At 43.6% G+C, this 20,479-nt stretch carries 20 protein-coding genes; 7 read left to right on the forward strand and 13 right to left on the reverse strand.

Going from position 1 to position 20,479, the window contains the following annotated elements; genetic code table 11:
* Positions 1–91 precede the first annotated feature (91 nt).
* From B9A91_RS17295 to B9A91_RS17305, 3 genes are all read left to right on the forward strand, one after another.
* Positions 92–910: a hypothetical protein gene (locus B9A91_RS17295; protein ID WP_084240286.1), complete on the forward strand. Its 819-nt coding sequence runs from the start codon at positions 92–94 to the stop codon at positions 908–910.
* Positions 911–1,021: 111 nt separating this feature from the next.
* Positions 1,022–3,085, forward strand: a complete 2,064-nt coding sequence (gene ppk1 / locus B9A91_RS17300) for a polyphosphate kinase 1 (protein ID WP_084240287.1) — start codon at positions 1,022–1,024, stop codon at positions 3,083–3,085.
* 5 nt (positions 3,086–3,090) lie between these two features.
* Positions 3,091–3,981, forward strand: coding sequence for a Ppx/GppA phosphatase family protein (locus B9A91_RS17305; protein WP_084240288.1), 891 nt, complete (start codon positions 3,091–3,093; stop codon positions 3,979–3,981).
* On the opposite strand, the gene B9A91_RS17310 is transcribed toward B9A91_RS17305, so the two are convergent.
* Genes B9A91_RS17310 through B9A91_RS17360 form a run of 11 tightly spaced genes read right to left on the reverse strand, consistent with a single transcriptional unit; the run spans position 3,978 to position 13,739 of the window.
* Entirely contained in the window at positions 3,978–4,448 is a 471-nt protein-coding gene (locus B9A91_RS17310; RefSeq protein ID WP_084240289.1) for a 4'-phosphopantetheinyl transferase family protein, read from the reverse strand. The two genes, B9A91_RS17305 and B9A91_RS17310, sit on opposite strands and share 4 nt — an antisense overlap.
* Positions 4,438–4,698: an acyl carrier protein gene (locus B9A91_RS17315; protein ID WP_084240290.1), complete on the reverse strand. Its 261-nt coding sequence runs from the start codon at positions 4,696–4,698 to the stop codon at positions 4,438–4,440. Before B9A91_RS17315 ends, B9A91_RS17310 begins: the two co-directional genes overlap by 11 nt.
* Positions 4,699–4,700: 2 nt before the next feature.
* On the reverse strand, positions 4,701–5,969 hold the full coding sequence (locus B9A91_RS17320; RefSeq protein ID WP_084240291.1) for a beta-ketoacyl-[acyl-carrier-protein] synthase family protein: 1,269 nt from the start codon (positions 5,967–5,969) through the stop codon (positions 4,701–4,703).
* On the reverse strand, positions 5,962–6,408 hold the full coding sequence (locus B9A91_RS17325; RefSeq protein WP_084240292.1) for a 3-hydroxyacyl-ACP dehydratase FabZ family protein: 447 nt from the start codon (positions 6,406–6,408) through the stop codon (positions 5,962–5,964). Before B9A91_RS17325 ends, B9A91_RS17320 begins: the two co-directional genes overlap by 8 nt.
* 7 nt (positions 6,409–6,415) lie before the next feature.
* Complete coding sequence (locus B9A91_RS17330) at positions 6,416–7,468, reverse strand: type III polyketide synthase (RefSeq protein WP_084240293.1); 1,053 nt, start codon at positions 7,466–7,468, stop codon at positions 6,416–6,418.
* A complete protein-coding gene (locus B9A91_RS17335) occupies positions 7,465–8,175 on the reverse strand; it encodes a methyltransferase domain-containing protein (protein WP_200815685.1) in 711 nt (236 codons plus the stop codon). Before B9A91_RS17335 ends, B9A91_RS17330 begins: the two co-directional genes overlap by 4 nt.
* A 3-nt stretch (positions 8,176–8,178) precedes the next feature.
* Positions 8,179–9,309, reverse strand: coding sequence for an NAD(P)/FAD-dependent oxidoreductase (locus B9A91_RS17340; RefSeq protein WP_084240295.1), 1,131 nt, complete (start codon positions 9,307–9,309; stop codon positions 8,179–8,181).
* Positions 9,310–9,368: 59 nt separating this feature from the next.
* Positions 9,369–10,379, reverse strand: coding sequence for a PorP/SprF family type IX secretion system membrane protein (locus tag B9A91_RS17345; protein ID WP_084240296.1), 1,011 nt, complete (start codon positions 10,377–10,379; stop codon positions 9,369–9,371).
* Positions 10,354–11,301: a T9SS type B sorting domain-containing protein gene (locus B9A91_RS17350; RefSeq protein WP_084240297.1), complete on the reverse strand. Its 948-nt coding sequence runs from the start codon at positions 11,299–11,301 to the stop codon at positions 10,354–10,356. The genes B9A91_RS17345 and B9A91_RS17350 overlap by 26 nt, the downstream gene beginning before the upstream one ends.
* 24 nt (positions 11,302–11,325) lie before the next feature.
* Entirely contained in the window at positions 11,326–12,054 is a 729-nt protein-coding gene (locus B9A91_RS17355) for a hypothetical protein (protein WP_144008985.1), read from the reverse strand.
* 41 nt (positions 12,055–12,095) lie between these two features.
* The gene (locus B9A91_RS17360) at positions 12,096–13,739 is read right to left on the reverse strand and encodes an immunoglobulin domain-containing protein (protein WP_144008986.1); all 1,644 of its coding nucleotides are present in this window, start codon (positions 13,737–13,739) and stop codon (positions 12,096–12,098) included.
* Between the two features lie 362 nt (positions 13,740–14,101).
* Here B9A91_RS17360 and B9A91_RS17365 point away from each other — a divergent pair, with 362 nt between their 5' ends.
* A complete protein-coding gene (locus B9A91_RS17365) occupies positions 14,102–14,833 on the forward strand; it encodes a class I SAM-dependent methyltransferase (protein ID WP_084240300.1) in 732 nt (243 codons plus the stop codon).
* Positions 14,834–14,909: 76 nt separating this feature from the next.
* Here the strand turns inward: B9A91_RS17365 and B9A91_RS17370 are convergent, their stop codons facing one another.
* The gene (locus tag B9A91_RS17370) at positions 14,910–15,464 is read right to left on the reverse strand and encodes a YciE/YciF ferroxidase family protein (RefSeq protein WP_084240301.1); all 555 of its coding nucleotides are present in this window, start codon (positions 15,462–15,464) and stop codon (positions 14,910–14,912) included.
* A 323-nt stretch (positions 15,465–15,787) separates the two neighbouring features.
* Here B9A91_RS17370 and B9A91_RS17375 point away from each other — a divergent pair, with 323 nt between their 5' ends.
* On the forward strand, positions 15,788–17,977 hold the full coding sequence (locus B9A91_RS17375; RefSeq protein ID WP_084240302.1) for a catalase: 2,190 nt from the start codon (positions 15,788–15,790) through the stop codon (positions 17,975–17,977).
* Positions 17,978–18,028: 51 nt separating this feature from the next.
* On the opposite strand, the gene B9A91_RS17380 is transcribed toward B9A91_RS17375, so the two are convergent.
* The gene (locus B9A91_RS17380) at positions 18,029–18,502 is read right to left on the reverse strand and encodes an ankyrin repeat domain-containing protein (RefSeq protein ID WP_084240303.1); all 474 of its coding nucleotides are present in this window, start codon (positions 18,500–18,502) and stop codon (positions 18,029–18,031) included.
* A gap of 92 nt (positions 18,503–18,594) precedes the next feature.
* Here B9A91_RS17380 and B9A91_RS17385 point away from each other — a divergent pair, with 92 nt between their 5' ends.
* The gene (locus tag B9A91_RS17385; RefSeq protein WP_084240304.1) at positions 18,595–19,164 is read left to right on the forward strand and encodes an RNA polymerase sigma-70 factor; all 570 of its coding nucleotides are present in this window, start codon (positions 18,595–18,597) and stop codon (positions 19,162–19,164) included.
* A gap of 133 nt (positions 19,165–19,297) precedes the next feature.
* Positions 19,298–20,458, forward strand: coding sequence for a FecR family protein (locus B9A91_RS17390; RefSeq protein WP_084240305.1), 1,161 nt, complete (start codon positions 19,298–19,300; stop codon positions 20,456–20,458).
* The last annotated feature ends 21 nt before the right edge of the window (positions 20,459–20,479 follow it).

The raw sequence follows: 20,479 nt of genomic DNA on the forward strand, positions 1-20,479 counted from the left end.
ATAGCTTTAGGGTAAAAAGAACAAATATATAAAAAACAAATTCATAAAACCCCTGTTAGCTTAAGCACTAACAAACTAAAAACCTGTAATTATGAAAACCAAAAAAGCCAAGGCACAAAAAGAAGCAGCACAAAAATCTGCGAAGAAGCAATTGGAGAAAAGTTTAACAGAAAAGATCATGGAAACTGTTAAAAATTTAGGACAGGACGCAGAGAAGATAGGAGAGGATATTGCTATAGTAAGTAAGTTTGTTGCCAAGAAGTTGAGTAAGAAGTTTAAAAGCGTTAAAGCTGCAGTTAACGATAAGATAGATGAGGCCAAGACAGCAAATAAAAAGAGTGTAAAAAAAGCAGAAAAGAAAGTTGCATCGGTTAAAAAAGTAGTGGCTAAGGATGCGAAGAAAGCACAAAAAACTGTAAAAGCTGCGGTAGCCAAAGTTAAACCCGTAGTCCAAAGTGTTAAGGTTGCGGCCATTGCCACAGAAGAGAAAGCGGCCAGCGCCATTGCAAAACCGGTAGCCAAAGTAGCAGCCAAAGCTAAAACAGCGGTCTCTGCAGTGGCAGCAAAAGCTGCAACAGTTAAAAAAGAAGTCAGCGATGCGGTGAAAGCCCCGGTTAAGCCTGCAGCCAAACCCCTTGCAAAAGCACCTGTTAAAAAAGCAGTAACAGCAGCAAAACCAGCAGTTAAAGCAGCAGCCAAGCCAGCTGTAGCTAAATCAGCTGCAACAAAAGCACCTGTTAAAAAAGCAAGTCCGGCGGTGAGCAAACCTGCAGCTGCTAAGCCATCAGCCGCTTCGGCACCGGCAGCAAAACCTGCTCCTGAAAAAGCATCCGCACCAGCGGCCACTGTTCCTGCTTCCAATGGAGCCGTTGCAGCAGCTCCAGCAAAGACTGAAGCAGAAAAGAAATAGCAGATGTTAGTTAAGAATTGCATAATTACTTGATAATTAACAATTACTTAACAATAGAATTCGCAGTTTTGAGCATCCCTGTTTTTAACAGGGATTTTTTTGATTTTTTAAATGACGAAGAAGAAGGCTCCATTTCTAAACAGAGAGATTAGTTGGTTGTATTTTAATGAGCGCGTTTTACAGGAAGCAGCGGATGAAACCGTTCCTCTGATAGAGCGTATAAAATTCTTGTCTATTTTTTCTTCTAATCTGGAAGAGTTTTACCGGGTAAGGGTGGCTACTTTGAGCAGGCTGAGCAATCTGAATGATAAGTCGAAAGCGCTATTGGGCTTCAACCCAAAAAAGATCTTAAATGAAATCAAAAACATTGTTGTAAAACAGGAACGGAAATTTGAGCAGTTGTTTAAAGCCACGCTGATTAATGAGCTTGCCCAAAACCGCATCTTTATTTTAAACGATACCCAGTTAAACGTTTCCAGGGGAGAGTTTGTCAGAAACCATTTCAGGGATAGGATTTTGTCTAACCTGGTGCCCATTATGATTGATCTGGATACGCCCTTTCCGGAGCTTAAGGATCGTTACCTGTATTTTTTTGTACGCATGTCCAAAACATCCGGGGGTAAAACAAAGAGTGAAAAATATGCGCTGGTAGAGCTTCCACCCGATCTTCCCCGTTTCCTGGTCCTGCCTGAAACCAATGGGCTAAAGTTTATCATCCTTGCAGAAGATATCATTAAATATTGTATGGACGATATTTTTTATGTTTTCAATTATGATAACCTGGATGCCTTTTCCATACAGCTTACCCGGGATGCCGAGTTGGATATCGATAAAAACATCAGTGATAAGTTTATTGAAGAGCTGAAGGCCAGTCTGGACAAACGCAAAAAAGGAAAGCCGATGCGTTTGCTGTACGATACGGAAATGCCTTTTGAAATGCTTACCGTGCTGATCAGTAAAATGAAAATAGAGGCCGAGGGCCTTATTCCGGGAAACAGGTACCATCGTTTTGGTGATTTTATAGCTTTTCCGAATGTGGGGAGCAAAGACCTGGAATACAAACCGAATGTACCCCTTAAAGTGCATGGATTGCACCGTACTGAAAGTATTTTTAATAAGCTACAGGGTAAGGATTACCTGATCAATTTGCCCTACCAGTCGTACGACTACATTATCCTTTTCCTGCGAGAGGCGGCCATCGATCCTAAAGTAACCGAGATCAATATTACCCTTTATCGGCTTGCCGAAAATTCGAGGGTCATCAATGCCCTGATCAATGCGGCCAAGAATGGCAAAACAGTAAACTGTCTGGTTGAATTAAAGGCCAGGTTTGATGAACAGGCCAATATATTCTGGACCAACCGTTTGCAGGAAGAGGGAGTAAACGTAAACTACGGACTTACAGATTACAAAGTGCATTCTAAAATATGCCTGGTGAAAAGGATGGAAAAAGGCAGGGCGGTATATTATGCAAACCTGGCCACGGGGAATTTTAATGAAAAGACCGCCAAACTTTATTGCGACCACAGTATTTTTACTTCCAGAAAAGAAATTACCACAGATCTGATCAAGCTCTTTAAGGCGCTGAATAAAAAAACAGTCACCAAAGATTTTAAACATCTGATCGTTTCCCCTCTGGAATCGAGAAGTAGGTTCTATCACCTGGTTGACCGGGAAATTAAGATAGCCAGGCAGGGCAAGCCTGCATACATGATCCTGAAAGTCAATAGTCTGGCCGATGAGGGCATAGTGGAAAAATTATACGAGGCCAGTAATGCAGGGGTTAAGGTAAAGTTAATTGTTCGTGGCATCTGCACGCTTGTACCTGGCGTGCCCGATTTCAGCGCGAACATTACGGTGATCAGTATCATTGATAAATTCCTGGAACATGCCAGGGTATTTATTTTCGGAAATAACGGCAAGGAAGAGATGTTTTTGTCTTCAGCCGATCTGATGAGCCGGAATTTTGAACATAGGGTGGAGGTAGGCTTCCCGGTGCTGGATGAAGAGGTGAAACAGGAGATCAGGGATATCATAGAGTTTCAGCTGCAGGACAACGTTAAGGCGAGGGACATTACCCGTCTGAACAACAATAAATACCATAAAAACAATTTAAAAACGAAAATTAGGGCGCAGGTGCAGACCTATAATTACTTAAAAAACAAACATCAATAAAGCCAATGCTAAGATATGCTGCCATAGATATAGGTTCAAATGCCGTCAGGTTATTAATTGCTGATATTTCCAAAACTGAGAACGGTTATGGATTTAAGAAAAACACCCTGGTAAGGGTTCCGCTGCGTTTGGGGGATGATGCTTTTCTTGACCATCGCATATCAGACCGTAAGGTTGAGGAATTGCTGAAAACCATGACGGCCTTTAAAAACCTGATGGAGGTATATCATGTATCTGCGTACCTGGCCTGCGCTACTTCTGCCATGCGTGAGGCACAGAATGGAGCAGAGATCATTAAAAAGATCAAAAAGCTAACAGATGTAGACCTGGAAATCATAGAAGGGCAGCGCGAAGCCAATATCATCTATGCCAATCATATTGAAGAAAACCTGGACATTAAAAAAAGCTATCTGTATATTGATGTAGGTGGGGGAAGTACAGAACTTTCTGTTTTTGTAAACCGGGTTCCGGTAGCCTCTAAGTCATTTGATATCGGTACTATCCGTATACTGGACAACCAGGATAAAGAGGAAACCTGGGAGGAAATGAAGAGCTGGGTTAAGGAGCATACGAAATCGCTCAAAAACCTGGCGGGTATAGGCACAGGCGGTAACATCAATAAGCTGTTCCGCATGTCGGACGAAAAGGAAGGCATGCCGCTTACCTTTCTCAAACTGAAAGCACTTTACAATCAGCTGAATTCGCATTCACTTAAAGAACGGATCAGTGTATTTGGCTTAAACCCCGACCGGGCCGACGTAATTATCCCCGCTTGTGAGATCTACATCACCTTGTTGAAATGGACAGGCATCAAACAGATTTATGTGCCAAAGGTTGGTCTGGTAGACGGCATCATCAGCCTGCTGATCGAAGAGAACCTGGTAAACGCAGATTAGGGATAGATAAGTGCCAGGTAATTGCCGTGATGGCTTACACAGGCAGGATTGGTGTTTTTATAGTCGATATTTGAGGGGTCATAAGGCTTAATCCGGACGCTGGCTTTCTTAATAGCTGTCTTGTGCTGTGCCGCTATCGTATGAATGTAATTTTCATGGATACTACTTGCTGTAAAATAGGTCCGGTCGTCGTAGCTTACTTTTCCGGTAGCAGTTTCGGATAGCAGAACAAGGTTGCAGCAGGCAATGCTGGCCGGTGTGAAGGTTCTGATTTTAGTTTCCCGGCTATGCACTTTATAAGCAGACTCTTTCATGGTCCAAAGCAGCCATACCATGAGCTCAGGATCTGCTGCCGTACTGATCAGAAGGGCTTCGTCTGTAGTAAAAATCTTTTCAAGATAGCCCTTTCTTTGCCAGTTGCTTTCCTTTCTGGCCCGGTCTAAATCTACGATGTCGTTACCTATCAAGTGCTTTCAGTTTAGCCTCAATAATTTCCAGGGTTGCTGTTACATTCAGCATGCGTGCCATTTCAAGGTTATCGATCTCGATATCGAATTCCTCTTCCACATCCAGCACTACATCTACGAGGTTGGCAGAATTGATTTTAAGGTCTTTAATAAAATCGGTATCGGGGCCAATGTTTGCCAGAGCGGCTGCATCATGGGTGTAAGGCGCAACAATAGCTTTAAGCCTTACGATGAGTTCTTCTCTCTCCATTTTTAGTACTTTTTAAAGATGATACAAGCGTTTACATCACCAAACCCGAAGCTTGCCTTAGCTAATATATCAATGTTTTTGTAAAGAATTTGCTGCGGCACCTTATTTTTATCTATTAAAGCGGTGATTTCTGGATGCAGGTCTTCACAGTTAACGGAGGGGAAAATAAAACCCTGTTGTAATTGTAATACTGAAGCCAGACATTCTATACTTCCTGAAGCACTCAGGCAATGTCCTGTCATGGCTTTCAGACTATTGATGTAAGGGAAATCGCTACCTTTCCTGTTCAGTGCAATGCACCAGTTCTGTATTTCCAGTGCATCTTTTGCTGTGGCGGTTAAATGCCCGTTAATGGCATCAACATCATTGGCATGGATGCCCGCGTTTTGAATGGCAGTTTGTATGCAGCGCTGTACGGCCAGGCTGTTGGGGGCGGTCATACTACCAGTACCTCTTTGCCCTCCTGAGTTGATGTTGCCACCCAGTATTTCTGCATAAATAAAAGCGTCCCTTTCCAATGCACTTTCCAGGCTTTCCAGTAGCAGGGCTGCCGCACCACTGCCAGGTACAAAGCCACTGGCACTGGCACTCATGGGCCTGGACCCATTTTCGGGATCCTGGTTGTGCTTAAAAGTGCAAACCTTCATGGCATCAAAACCGGCCCATATATAGGGGCCGCTATCGCTTGTACTGCCTGCAAGCATCCTTGTCGCCTGCCCGCTTTTGATGCGCTCATAAGCCATTATAATGCTTTCCGTGCCCGTTGTACATGCGGAAGAATTGCTGCTCACCTGATTGCCCAGTCCGAGTTTTCCGCCCAGCCAGGCACTGATGCCGCTGGCCATGGTTTGTGCTACTACACTGCTGCCCAGCTTGCGCACCTGCAGGTCATCCACTTTGTAGATGGATTCCCTGAATTTATCGATACCAGAGGTGCCCATACCAAATATAGTCCCGCTTTCCCAGTCAGGTTCTTCGTTATTTTCTATGGGCAGTTTGGCATCTGCCCAGGCATCCATACCGGCAATAGTGCCATACAGGATGCCAGTACTGTTAAAGTTTTTAAGTTCCAGATCGGTCATGTACCTTGCTATCAGCGCTTGGGGTAATTCAGGTTTTCCTGCAATCTGGCAGGAGAACTGTAGTCGCTCCAGTTCCGGATCGTGCCTGATGCCAGAGGTACCATTTTTAATGGCTTCGGTAAATGCGGTTAAGGAAACCCCATTTGGTGCAACAACACCCAAGCCGGTTATGACCACACGTTTAGCCATTCATCCTGGTGGTTACCATGCCGGCTATGGTCCCTTTACAAACCACTTCGCCGGCAGCATTGGTCATTTGTACGGTACAGTTTAGCTTTTTAAAGCGGAAGTATACTTTCTGGGCAGTTACGGTTACTTTTTCTCCGGGAAAAACCGGCTTCATGAAATCAATGGCGGTAGAGGTCAGCATGACATGCCCCGGCAATCCACCTTCTGCAGTTCCGGATAAGTACGTACCAAGACAAACCAGGCCAATCTGCGCCATCGTTTCGGTTAAAATCACTCCGGGCGTAACAGGGTTGTCTTTAAAGTGGCCTTTATAAAAATCAAGCCCTGCGTCAAATGTATAGGAACCCTTAACGTCATTCTCGTCAATTTCTTCCAGCTCGTCTACAAATAAAAAGGGTTTGGAATAGGGCAGGTGTGCTAAAATCTCTTGTTTGTTCATGTTTTTTTTACCATTTTAATAATATTCTTTGCGCCGAAAAGCCCGGGCCAAAGCTGAGCATCAGGCCAGTGTCACCAGTCTTTGCTGCTCCAAGCATATATCTTTCCAATACATACAATACTGTGGCGCTCGACATATTTCCGTATTCGCGTAAAATATTTTTAGTCTCGTTTATATTTTTGCCTAATTTACCAAATAAGGCTTCAACTGTCTGAATAATTTTCTTTCCTCCCGGATGAAATATCAGGTGGTCAATGTTTTCTATTTTTAAATTATTTTTTGCCAGAAAGGGATGAATGATATCCGGGAAATGTTTTTCAATGTTTTCAGGGACGGTGACGTCCAGCACCATTTTTAAACCCGTATGGCTAAGGTCGAAACCCATCATTTGTGTGGCATTGTAAAAATGGTACATTTCATCGTCAATAATTTCAGGGCCGTTTTCATTTTCATGTGAAGACAGCAATACGCAGGCCGCCCCATCGCCAAAAATTGCAGCGCTTACAATATTGGCCATAGAAAAATCGTTCAGCTGGAAGGTAGCAGTGGGCGACTCGATTGCAATTACAGCAGCCCGGCTGCCTGGATTGGCTTTTAAGAAATTCCTTGCGTAAATGATTCCGGAAACCCCGGCTGCACAGCCCATTTCAGTTACGGGCAGGCGCACAATGTCTTGTTTTAGCTTAAGTTCATTGATGAGGTATGCGTCTATAGAGGGAATCATGATGCCTGTACAACTTACCGTAATGATATAATCCAGGTCTTGGGGCAACCAGCCGGCTTTGTTTAACGCTTGCGCTAAACAATTCTTAGCCAGTGCAATCCCTTCCCTGATGTAGATCCGGTTCCTTTCTTCAAAAGGTGTATTGCTGAAAACCTCTTCGGGCGACATGATGGAGTATCGCCTGTCTACTTCTGCATTTTCAAAGAGCTTCTTTACTTTTCGGATGAAACGCTGGTCCTGCCCTACAAGCCAGCCCTCCAGAAAAGGCAGGATCTCTGCTGTTGTCCTGGAGTATTGTGGGCTCAGGCAGCTCACTGTTTTAATTTTTACCTTCATATAGTTGCAATTACCCATTGGTAGCGGAAAGCCCAGCACCAGCGGAGCGTATAATTTTTGAGGTTTAACTGCTTAGAATAGGAAAGCAGTTCCCCTTTTTTAAAACCCCTTAAAATAGATGTCAGCCCGTCATCTCTTGACATTTTATTGAGCCTGAACACAAAACAAATGGCACTAAACAAGTAGTAGGCTGCGGCACTTCTGTGCAGGTCGTTAACCACTATGCCCATATTTGCTTTGGTTTTGAACACAGCCATCAACTGCAGCAGTTCAGCGTTTTTGAAATGGTGCAGGGTTAATGTACATAGTATAACATCATAAGCCTGGTCTTGTTTAAGTTCCTCAAATATATCTGCACAGCGATAGCTGATATTGGCATAGTCTGCAGACAATTTCCGGGCGTAGCCAATGGTAAATGCATTGGCATCTATTCCTGTTAATTTAAAATTCAGGTGATTTCTGTTTGCATAGTCAGCCAGGAACCTGAGCATATCGCCATTGCCACAACCTACATCCAGAATGCTTATTTCGCGTTCTATTTTGTGTTTATTTATCAGTTGTTTAAGTCCGTTCAGGGTTATGTTATTTCCACCTAACAGCTGGTTTATCCCGGCAATTTTATCAAGGGCATCTTTCAGTATTTCTCCTTCCATGGAAAAATCGTCCATTGTCTCTGCAGCTTCGCTTCTGTTGGTAGTATCTATCATTATCTAATAAATAGGCTTTCCATGTGTACGTTTAACAATTGAAGGCAGTAAAGTAGGAAATGTGTTGAGTACACCTTGCATGGGTTTGAATAAACTGTCCTTTTGCATAATCCCAGACAAAATCCTGCCCATCAGCATGCGGTTTTTAAAGTTGTGGTTCCAGCGGCTAATGTACTGTTGTTCCATATCATGCCTGCAGCTGAGGTAACCTTTCATGTAAGCGACGCTGAGTTCAGCACAAATTTTTGCACTGTGTATGGCCATGGCCATACCGTTACCGCAAAGCGGATGGATGAGCCCTGCGGTATCACCAATCATGAGGATATGCTCACATATCAGTTCTTTTTTTTCGAAAGAAAGCTGGCTGATGCTCATCGGTTGCTCAAAGAGCATCGTGCTTTCTTCAAAAATCTTTTTCAGGCGAGGATTGGCGTACAGGACTTTTTGCTGGAAATCCGAAATGTTTTTGTGTTGCTTAAAGCTTTGGTAAGCTGCAAGATAGCATACGTTGATGCGATTACCTTCTACTAGCGAAACCCCGCAATAGCCACCGGTAAAATTGTGGAGCTGTACCAGGTCAGACGGAATTATTCCGCTGTAATGGGCTTTAACAGCCAGCCAGGGAGATTTCCGTTGTATAAAGCTCCGGGAAAGTTTCTGGTCTAAGGCCGAACGTTTGCCGAAGGCACCAATCACGAGGCTTGTTTTTAAGGTGCCATTGCTGGCTGTTGATATTTCAAATTCGTTGTGCCGAAAGACAACGTCGGTTACCTGATCTTTTACCAGCTTGCATCCCCTTTGTACCGCTTTTTCATATAAAAAGTTATCAAGGGCGAAACGGCTCAGTCCGAAGCCTCCAAGCGGCAGTGCGCTGCCAATAACTTTTCCGTTAAGGGAAGAAACGGAAAGCCGGGTGATGGGAGCAGGATTAAGTGTAATGGGATCTGCATCCAGCCATTGCAGATAGGGTAGTACCTCATTGGAGATATACTCGCCGCAGACCTTGTGGTGGGGATAGCTGTGCTTTTCAATCACAGTGACTTCAAAGCCTTCTTTAAGCAAGTGCAGGGCACAGGCTAGGCCGGCAAGGCCGCCGCCAATGATAATAATGCTGCTTTGGGGTTTTGCGGGCATTGTTTAAAGCTATATCTGTTTAAATATACAATATAGCCGCCCAATAGTTTTACAAAGGCCTAAAACTTATAACATCTCAGCTGTCTGTCGCTGCTGCTGTTTCGCCGGTTGATATAAAAGCCGGCAGATATTTCGTGACTGCCGTAGTTGTAGCTGCGCAGCTTGTTGAGGGAATAATCGTAGGAATAACCGATTCTGAGGTTCTGCGAAGCAAAAACTTCAACAATAGCGCCAATGGCATTTTGCCTGGAAAGATCGGTTTGCTGGTAGTTCTTTTTGTAGAGATCAAAAGATGTCCTGTAAAAACCGCCTATCCAAAAGCTTTCTTTAAATAGAAAAAATGCATTTAAGTCGATAGCGGAAGGCCCTTTGGTATCGTCTTTAATTAAAATGACAGGCTTAAAGCGGATGTCTTCGTTCAGGTCCAGCATGGTTCCGGCGGTAAGGTAAAAATGTGGCTGTGGCACGGGTACCATTCTGTTTTCGGTGTTTTTTTTAGACATATACCTGGCCAGGACATTGGTGGCAGAAAAGCCCGCAAAGAACTTTTCGCTGGCATAATAAACCCCAAAACGTGCATCAGGTACAGTATTGGTTTGCGCGCCAAAAGGGATCAGCCCATCGCCTGTATCGTAGTTGTCGAGCTTGTTGCCATCCATTCCCAGTTGCATCAGGCCGGCAGCAATTCCAAAGGCAAGTCTGGAAGAACCATCGTCGTTCAACCGGATCCGGTAGGCATAATTGGCATATGCGGTAAGGTAACTTTGTGCGCCTACCTGGTCGTTGGAAAGAATGATACCAAGGCCCACATTGCCATCATGAAATGCGCCATCAGCAGCAAGTGAAAAACTTTTCGGAGCGCCCTTAACACCTTCCCACTGTGAGCGGTAGAAGGACTGTACATAGATGTCTTCCTTATAACCTGCATAGGCCGGATTGATGTGGAGCCCGTTGAATACATATTGTGTAAACTGGCTGTCCTGCTGGGCATTGGTGTTAAGCGCCATGCAAATGACAATTATTGACAGGATCAGCTGTTTGATCTTATTTGTTGCGGAGTATCGTAACATAACCTTTATAAACTTCCCATTTATTTGTTGCTGTTTTCACCTTCAGCAGGTAGAAATATGTTCCTTCATTTAAGCCGGTTGCGGCCCAGTCGTTGGTGTATCCTTTTTTATCGTACACCGTACCTCCCCAACGGTTTACTATGGTCAGTTCATTCGCTTCATAGAGTTCCAGACCTGGAATTTTGAAGGTATCGTTCAGCCCGTCGCCGTTTGGTGTAAAAACATTAGGGATGATTATTCCTGCTATAGGCTTATTGTCTGTTGCACTGTTGTTCTGGGGATCGGGGTCGGTTTCGAATGCGGTTACTGTAGCTGTATTTTTGATGATACCAGGTTTGGCGGCTTTTACTTTTATCCTCAGGTCGGCCATCTGTCCATTATCCAGTTTACTGATTTCCCACAAAATGGTACGGTTGCCGGGCGTGTAATTGGCAAAGCCCAGCATGGGGGTAATGAGTTGCTGGAAAATGAGTTCCTCGGGCAGGATATCCCTTATCTTAACCTGGGTGGCATCGGCATTTCCATTGTTTTTAACCTGTATGAGGTATTCAAAAGTATCGTTGATGGTAACAGCTCTTGATTCGGCATTTTTGCTGATCATCAGATCGGCAGTAAGCACCGGGGCAGGACCTATGTTGACCACTACGGGATCGGAGATGTCGGACGCGCAGCCCTGGGCGTTGAAGGAAACGACGTTATATTTGCCACCTTCTAAAACTGTATAATCTGCTGCTGTAGCACCAGCAATAGCTGCACCATCTTTGATCCACTGGAAGGTAGCTGCATTAACAGAATTGGCTTTCAGCTTTACAGACGATCCCTGAGGGACAGTTACTGTTTGCTGGCCACCAGATTGCGCAAAGCCTGCCGTTGCACTAAGCAACAGCAGACTTGACACAAAATTGGTTTTTCTGTTAAACATTTCAGCAATTATGAACTGTGTAAATTAGTTTCCTGCAATGGTAATGGTAGGTCGTGTAGGGCCGTTGGTAACTGTAACTGTTTTTTTATCAGAAGTAACCAGGTCGCAGCTTTTTAAAGCATAAGTTGTTTTAACATATACTTCATAGGTTTCTGCTGTGGTTGGCGAAGTAAGGGCCAGTGTTGATGAAGTACCGCCCGTAGCTACAGCAGTTTCGGTTCCTGCGCTAGCTTTGGTAAACCATTGATAAGTTACCGGGAAAGTTAATCCACCCACTGTGTTATTGGTTACGTTAGATGTGAAATTGAAGGTTTCTGAAACATTGTTACAGGCGGCAACATCAGAAGGAGCAGTAACAGTTACGGTTTGTTCAGGGAGTACAAATACCAGCTGATCGTAAATTTCAGAACAGCCTGTCGATGTGTTGGTTGCTTTTAATTTGTAGGTGTAATATCCGGCTGCAAGTGCTGCTGGTTCGTCAAACGTTCCTGTATTGGCGGCAAGTGCTGTACCTGTTCCACTTCCATCAGCTGAAGCAAAGCGTGTTTCCCATACATAAGTTGTACCGGCAAGGGCAGGAACCTCCAGGTGTATTTTTTTTCCAGTACAGATGACCTGATTTACACTGGTCATATTACCATTTACAGCAGTAAAGTCTCCAATTGTACTAATGGATTGGGCGGATGCATCAATTGTAAATGCAGAGAAAAGGCAGATGATTGCAGTTTTCAAAATTGTCGATTTAGTGTTCATAATAATTTGTTTAAGAGATTTAATGTTTATGATGTATTAATTTAATTTGAACTTATGCTTGTTATTGGATGTAAGGGTTTAGGGTTAATTACCACTGTTGCTGTCCCTGTCTGGCTGTTGCTGCATTGGGTAGCTGAACTTTCCTTCACACTGACCAGGTTATAGTTAAATGTTCCGGCAGTGGCGGTTGGAACCGAAAGGGTGACGGTATTTCCTGTTATAGTTGTAATTGTGGTATTGCTGCCCCCGTTTATGTTATAGGTAAAGGTGTAAGGTGCTGTTCCATTTGCACCGGTAAACGTGATGTTGGGCGAGGTTGCACTCTGGCAAACTGAGGTAGTGCCAGAAATGCCTGCGGTTGGAAGCGGGTTAACAGTTACAGTTGCCGGTACCCTTTCAGATTCTGCTGTGCAGCCCGTTTTTGCAGTTGCCACGTAATAAGTGGTAGTGGCAGTTAAGTTTGGAGTTGGCGTGTAAGTACTGGTGTTGGTTAACGATGTTGTTGAAGTTAAAGAATTATACCACCGTAATTCATTACCAGAGGCAGGAGCAACCGGGCTAAGCGTTACGGGACTGCCAGAGCATATGATAGGGTTTTGCAAAATTGGCGCACTGAATGTTGGTTTTGGTGGGGTTCTTTGAACCTCATGCAAATTCAGAGAACCTAAAACACTGGCCACCGAACTTGTGGAAATTTCAATCCTGTCAAAAACACCTGAGGGTACAAACGATCCTGTATATCTGCTGCCTCCGCCCAGAAATAAGAGGTCCAAAGACAGCAACGAACTAAAAGCTATGGGTGTCCCAACTTGGGTAGGGCCATTGTATGCAGTAAGTGTTATCCCATCAAAAAGTCCCAATGTCAATAATCCAGGTGGAACTGAAAAAGTTACAGTAGCTGCATCTCCAAGGTTTGATTGGCTGGAAAAATAGACCATTTGTTTAATAGAAGCGGCTACGCCTAAAAGACCTACAGAAAGTGTGGAATAGGTAGAGAGATCGTTGTCTATCGCGTTGTTTGGTGAGGTGACTGCACCCCCAAGTGCAATGCCGGTAACACTAACAGATGTAGCCAAAGCCAGGCTGCAACTGGTTGAAGGTTGTTCATAATAACCATAGTAAATGTCTATTGTATTTGTTCCAAGGGCTATAGGCGACCTCAAGGTAACTTTAACAGAATTGACACTAGAGACAGGTGTAACCAATATATATTGATCACCATTGGGGGCCGTAAGAATGGGGGTGGCTGTAGAAGCAACTAACGTTCCTTCTATACCAGGGCTGCCACCGGTACTGCCCGAATAAGCTGCGACGGTAACCTCGCTGCCTAATAATGCTGAGGTAATTACATTTAGTTTAATATATACTGTACCGTTGGCAGGAATGGTTGAACCAAAGATAAGTTGCTCCCAAGCTGTGCTTACCCCAAGCGTACTACTAGCATTTAATCGTGTTGCATTTGTATAATCTCCATCAGTAGCATTATTTGGCGCTGTTACGGTACCTATAGCTGTCCCCAAGCCTCCGTCAGTTTTTCCAGACCTGTTAGTTGTAGCATAGGATCTTTGCCCCTTAACCTCAACCACACCACCTACCGCTACCATTAAAACCAATAGTAAAAGCGAGTATTTTGTTATGATCTTTAGTTTAAGTGAGAGCATGAACCTTTTTCTTTTTAGTCCCATCCCTGATACAATTAGGACAGTTTTTTTCGTCCTTTCAAAATTAGCCCATAAAGGGGGCTTAATCCTTGTTCATGTTGTTCAGTTTAGCGCTGTAAGAAGGGGGCTGGTGTCGTTATAAAACGAGTGGTGTGTTGATAAGAGGCTGTAAGCTAATGAGTTTTGTTAATGTGTGGTTTTTGTTCATTCTGTTCAGTGTGCGCTGTTGCACAGAACTGAAATAAAATGAGGTGTTGTTGAATCCTGAACACATGACTTGCATACTATATTTTATCACAAACCGTTGGCTGGTGCGTCGCAAAAAGAAGTGCCTGTAGCTATGGCATTTTATTTATTTTTGAGCTGGATCTTGAAAACAAAATGAGATGAGAGAAAATAAATACGATGACCCGGCTTTTTTTCAGCAGTACTCAAAAATGAGCCGTTCCCAAAAAGGATTGGAAGGCGCGGGGGAGTGGTATGTTTTGAGAACTATGCTTCCCGGCCTTCGTGAAAAAGCAGTGCTTGACCTGGGCTGCGGTTTCGGATGGCATTGCAGGTATGCCATGGAAAATGGGGCCAGATCTGTGGTAGGTGTAGATATTTCTCACAGAATGTTGGAAAAGGCGAAGCAGATCAACAACATGGAAGGAATGGAGTACGAACGGACAGCTCTGGAAGACCTCAGCTATCCTGCAGAGACTTTTGACCTGGTATTTAGCTCACTCACCTTTCATTATATCCAATCTTTTGACAAGCTCATTCACAATATATATAAATGGCTTAAACCCGGAGGTTCGTTGGTTTTTTCAGTTGAGCACCCCATTTTTACTGCAGAGGGAAAACAGGATTGGGCTTATGATGAATCTGGGCAGAAACTTCATTGGCCGGTCGATAATTACTTTAACGAAGGAAAAAGAGATACCGCATTTTTAGGAGAACAAATCATAAAATACCATAGGACTTGTGCCAGCTACCTGAATGTGCTTATCAGCGAGCAGTTCAAAATTGTGGAAGTTAAAGAACCTATGCCTGATGAGCAAATGTTAAAGGACGTTCCGGAAATGAAAGATGAGCTTCGAAGACCAATGATGCTGTTAATCTCGGCCCGGAAATAGAGGTTGAATCTGATCGGTTTGCATGGGACTTCAAAAACTGTTTACCTGGATATGTGCCAGGTAAACAGTAATCCGTTTATTCTGCTGCAGCCTGTTCGTTAACAGCATTAACTGCAATTTCGGTCAGGGCCACATCTGTAGCTTTTTCATTGTCGAGCGTAAATTGCAATAGCTCTGCCACATCGGTATGTCCCATGTTTTGCGCAAAAACTACGAGTGTGCCATAGGTGGCAATTTCATAGTGCTCAACTTTCTGGGCCGCCAGTATCAGACCTGCATCGCGGATCAATGTCCCCGAATCTGTATCTTCAATGATACTCTCTGCCTCTTTTACCAGGCCTTCCATTGCATCACATTTTTTTGCCTGGGCTTTTTCATCCAGCAGCTGAAAAACCTGCTCCAAAGTAGCAATGTGGTCATTGGTCTCCTGAGCATGCTTTTCAAAAGCGTCAGCAAGCTCTGAGCTGGTAGCTGCTTTTTTCATTTTAGGGAGCGCTTTAGAAAGGTGTTTCTCTGCCCAATAAATGTCTTTCAGTTCGTCCACAAAGAATTCATGGAATTCTGAATTCTCCATTTTTCCGGTTCTTGATTTGCTGGCGCCTTTTGCGCTTGTTTTTGTTGTAGTTGCCATAATTTTAGTTTTTCATGAGTTAAACAATTCGCGTTTTCAGTAGCATTTATTTCTAGCGGTTGTCCGCTATATCCTCGCCACGGGCTAATTAACCAGCAACTGCAAGATTTTGTTTAGACTTTATCAAAAGATTAAAAGAAAAGTTTTTGCTAAAAACAAAGCAGAAGCTTTTTAATTCGCCGAGTATGGATACAACAGTAAAGTGATAAAATTGTTTAAGAAAATATAATAAAAAATTAAACAAAATAAAAGTTAAACAATCTCTATTTCAATATGTTGAATTAGGACTGCATTAATTTTTACCACTTTTTAAATTTATTTCAATGGCAAAAAAAGATACTCAGGTACAACCTGGAACCCAACCTGAAAATGAAAAAACCAGATCCCTGGAGGTGCATACCGCGGATGCAGCTGGGAAACCGATGACAACTGATCACGGTGTGAAGATTAATGACGATCAGCATTCCCTTAAAGCGGGAGAGCGCGGCGCTACCTTACTCGAGGATTTTATCCTCAGAGAAAAGATTACGCACTTTGATCACGAACGTATTCCGGAACGCATTGTACACGCCAGAGGATCCGGTGCCCACGGTGTGTTTAAACTGTATAAATCCCTTGGAAGCGTTACCAAAGCCGGCTTTTTAAATGATACAGAAACCGAAACGCCGGTATTCGTGCGTTTTTCTACAGTTGCGGGTTCCAGAGGATCTACAGATCTTGCAAGGGATGTGCGGGGCTTTGCGGTTAAATTTTATACCAAACAGGGGAATTTTGATCTGGTTGGCAACAATATGCCCGTGTTTTTTATTCAGGATGCGATGAAATTTCCTGATCTGGTTCATGCGGTTAAACCTGAACCTGACAATGAAATACCGCAAGCCGCATCTGCACATGATACTTTTTGGGATTTCATTTCGCTAATGCCTGAATCTACGCACATGATCATGTGGCTAATGAGCGACCGGGCCATTCCCCGCAGTTTGCGTATGATGGAAGGGTTTGGAGTGCATACTTTTCGTTTTATTAATGACAAGGGGGAAGCAAGTTTCGTGAAATTTCACTGGAAACCACTGCTTGGGGTGCATTCCGTTGCCTGGGACGAGGCGCAGAATATTTCCGGAAAAGATCCTGACTTTCATCGCCGGGACCTTTGGGAAGCTATTGAGAGCGGTGCTTTTCCCGAGTGGGAGCTTGGTGTGCAGATTGTACCTGAAGCAGACGAATTTAAATTTGAATTTGACCTGCTTGATCCCACTAAAATTATCCCAGAGGAATTGGTTCCGGTACAACGCATTGGTAAAATGACACTGAATAGAAATCCGGATAATTTCTTTGCCGAGACAGAACAGGTGGCATTCCATGTTGGCCATATTGTACCCGGCATAGATTTTACCAACGATCCTTTATTACAGGGCAGGTTGTTTTCCTATACAGATACGCAGCTAATCCGCTTGGGCGGACCTAATTTCCATGAAATTCCCATAAACCGTCCCGTCGTGCCTGTCCATAATAACCAAAGGGATGGTTACATGCGTCAAACAATCAACAGCGGTAAAACAAGCTACGGGCCAAATTCTTTAGGAAATAATGATCCTCAGCAGGTTAAAGCTGCTGATGGAGGCTTTACCTCGTACCAGGAACGGATTGATGCCAAAAAGGTAAGGTCGAGGAGCAAGAGCTTTTTTGATCATTTCAGTCAGGCAAAGTTATTTTTTAATAGTCAGTCCGATCCGGAAAAGAACCATTTAATTGATGCACTTAGCTTTGAGTTGGGCAAAGTAAAAACTGTAGCGATCCGTCAGCGTATGATCGGTATTTTGTCGCTTGTTGATGAAGGATTGGCTGCTCAGGTGGCTTTTGCACTTGGCCTGAAAAAACCAAAAAAGCCAGAACAGCCGATCAACCATAGCATCCCTGCTGATGGCAAGCCCCTGGATTTCCAACCTTTAATGATTGAGGGTAAACTTAAAACCTCTGCCGCGCTGAGCATGTCCGGAACGATAAAAAACACTATAAAAAGCCGTAAAATTGCAATTCTGGCGGCCGATGGGGTAGATGCAAAATCAATAAAAACAGTTCAGTCTGGACTTATTGGAGCGGGTGCGGTAGTTCAGGTAATTGCGCCAAAACTGGGGCCACTTGTTGCTGCCGATAGTTCTGAGATAGCTGTTGATGAAAGTTTTCTTACTGCAGCCTCGGTATTGTATGATGCAGTTTATGTTCCCGGAGGAACAAACAGTGTGGCCACGCTGGAAGCGGAAGCAAATGCAGTACACTTTTTAAACGAATCGTTTAAACATTGCAAGGCTATTGCAGCAGATGACCAGGCTATGCAGGTACTGGAAGCGACGTATTTTTCTAATAAACTGCCTGAGGATTTTTCAGATGAGACAGTGCTTAAAGAAGGCATTGTAATGGGAAATGATCCTGCGAAACTGGCTAAGCAATTTATCCAGGCCATCATGCAGCACCGCTTCTGGGAACGCGAAAAGCCACGACAGGTTCCTGCTTAATGCACATAAAAAATACCCGGCAATTGCCGGGTATTTTTTATGTGCGAAAGTTTAATTTTGAAGTATTGCAATAGCTGTTTCGTTGCCTTGCTGAGCCGCCAGATCTAAAACAGAAAGTCCCCTGACATCCAGTATGGTTTTATCGGCGCCATGGTCCAATAAGAGTTGTAGGAGGTCGTTTCTTCCAAACATAGCCGCAAACATCAGTGCTGTTCCGCCATTACCATGGCGAAGGTTTAAACTGGCACCATGACTGATCAAAAGAGTGGCGATGTCCTTATATCCTTTAAAAGCTACACCCATTAAAGCTGTATTGCCGCCATTATCCTGTGCATCAACATCCGCACCCGCCTCCAACAACAATTTAGCAGCCTGGTACTGGTTGTTATAACAGGCAATGATCAACGGTGTATATCCTTTTTCATCCCTGGCATCCAGGTCTGTTTTCCGGCGGATTAGCTCTTCAAGCACTTCTATGTTGCCGATCCTTGCTGCGTGAATGATAATCTGAGTAGTTTGTGTCATTTTTTATTAACATTCATAACGATGGATTGTTTTTCCGGCAGTAAAAGGAAAAGGTTGTTTATTTTCCTGAAATTGTATAGCATTGTAAAAGAATGAACCACTATAGTACATCTACCGATAAGGAATTGCTGGATTTGGTTAAAAGCAATGATTATGCTGCTTTTAATGAGTTGTATAGCCGTCATTCAGATGCACTATACGGCTCTGCTTATAATGTACTGCGCAACCGGGAGGCCTGCCGGGATATTATTCAGGATATATTTGTATGGTTCTGGCAAAACCGGGACAAATGGGAGCTGAATTCCTGCAGAGGTTACCTTTTAACTGCGGTTAAATTTAAAACTGCCAATTACATTCGCAACAATAAAGTTGGCAAGAATTTTTTTGCAGAATTGTCTTCAATCGAAATTGAAAGCGATGATGAAGCAGCCGCAATGGAGGTCAGGGAGTTATCTGATTTAATAAAAAGGCTGGCAGAACAGCTTCCGGGTAAGCACGGTGAAATTTTCAGGTTAAGCCGTTATGCTCAATTGAGCAACAAGGAAATTGCGGCACAGCTGGGAATAACTGAAAAGACAGTTGAAAATCAAATGACGATAGCCTTAAAAAAAATGAAAGAAAAATTAGGGCCAGGCAATGCATTTCTGTTGCTGCTCCTTTAATCTTCACTTCATAAAATTATTTCCTGTTTACGCGCTATTAAAAGCAGGTACTGTCAGTTTTTTTAAATATTTTTAATTTCGTTTGGGGGGTAAGGCTGTTTGATGTGCTTTACAGTTATAGCGCAGCATAAACATGATAGACAAAGATCAATATATAGCAATTGCAGGAAAAGTGGCTGACGGGATTGCATCCGACAGCGAACTTGCATTGTATAATGCTTACTACAATACCTACCAGTCGAAATACCCCGCCTGGAATAAACTGGGTAAAGCCCAGAAAAAACATATGCTAGATGAAACAGCTTTGCTGATCCAGGCACAGTTGAAACCAAAAGCATCTCTCAAACAATTTAAATTGTGGTCTCGGGTTACTGTGGTGGCTGCTGCAGTAACAGCAATTATGCTGGGTGTATTTATATATTATATCTCATCTACCCGGCCGACTGCCTTAGGTCCTGAATTTGTTTCAGGGTCTAAGGATATTGCGCCTGGAAAAAACAGGGCTACACTCACATTTGCTGACGGTAAAGTGGTTACACTTAGCGCAGCCAAGCAAGGTGTAGTGGTAGGAGATCACAAGTTGACCTATAATGATGGTTCGTTATTACCGAGTTCGAAGGCTGCAACGCAATCTGAGCATCAAATGCGCATGCTTACTGCTGCTACACCACGAGGTGGTACCTATCATGTTACACTTCCCGATGGAACTGTGGTATGGCTTAATGCGGCCTCTACCCTTAAGTTCCCTTCAACCTTTAGCAAGCAGACAGAAAGAAGGGTAGAACTGACGGGAGAAGCTTATTTCGAGGTATTTAAAAATAAGGATCAGCCGTTTATAGTGCACGCTCGAAATCAGGATGTAAGGGTGCTGGGTACACGGTTTAACATAGAAAACTATCCGGATGTAAGCTTTTGCAGAACAAGCCTGGTTGAAGGATCAATACAGCTGAGCCGTAGTACGCCCGGGCCGGGAACACAGGATGTAATATTGGTACCAGGCCAGCAAGCCTTGTTAACGAATAGCGCCTTAAATGTTGAAATTGCAGATGTAAATGCCGCAATCGCGTGGACAAAAGGTGATTTCGTGTTCTTAAAAGAAGATCTGCCTGGTATCATGAAAGAGCTGGCCAGATGGTACGACATAGAGGTCGAATACCGGGATGCTCCTCAACACCTGCGTTTTGATGCCATTATATCGCGCTCAAAAAACCTTTCAGCGATACTTCAGACCATGCAGATCACGGGAAGGGTCAAATTTAAAATAGATGGCCGTAAGGTAATCGTGACTAAATAAGCAACAATAACCTAAACCAAT

It is taken from the genome of Pedobacter africanus, from assembly GCF_900176535.1.
GTDB lineage: Bacteria > Bacteroidota > Bacteroidia > Sphingobacteriales > Sphingobacteriaceae > Pedobacter > Pedobacter africanus.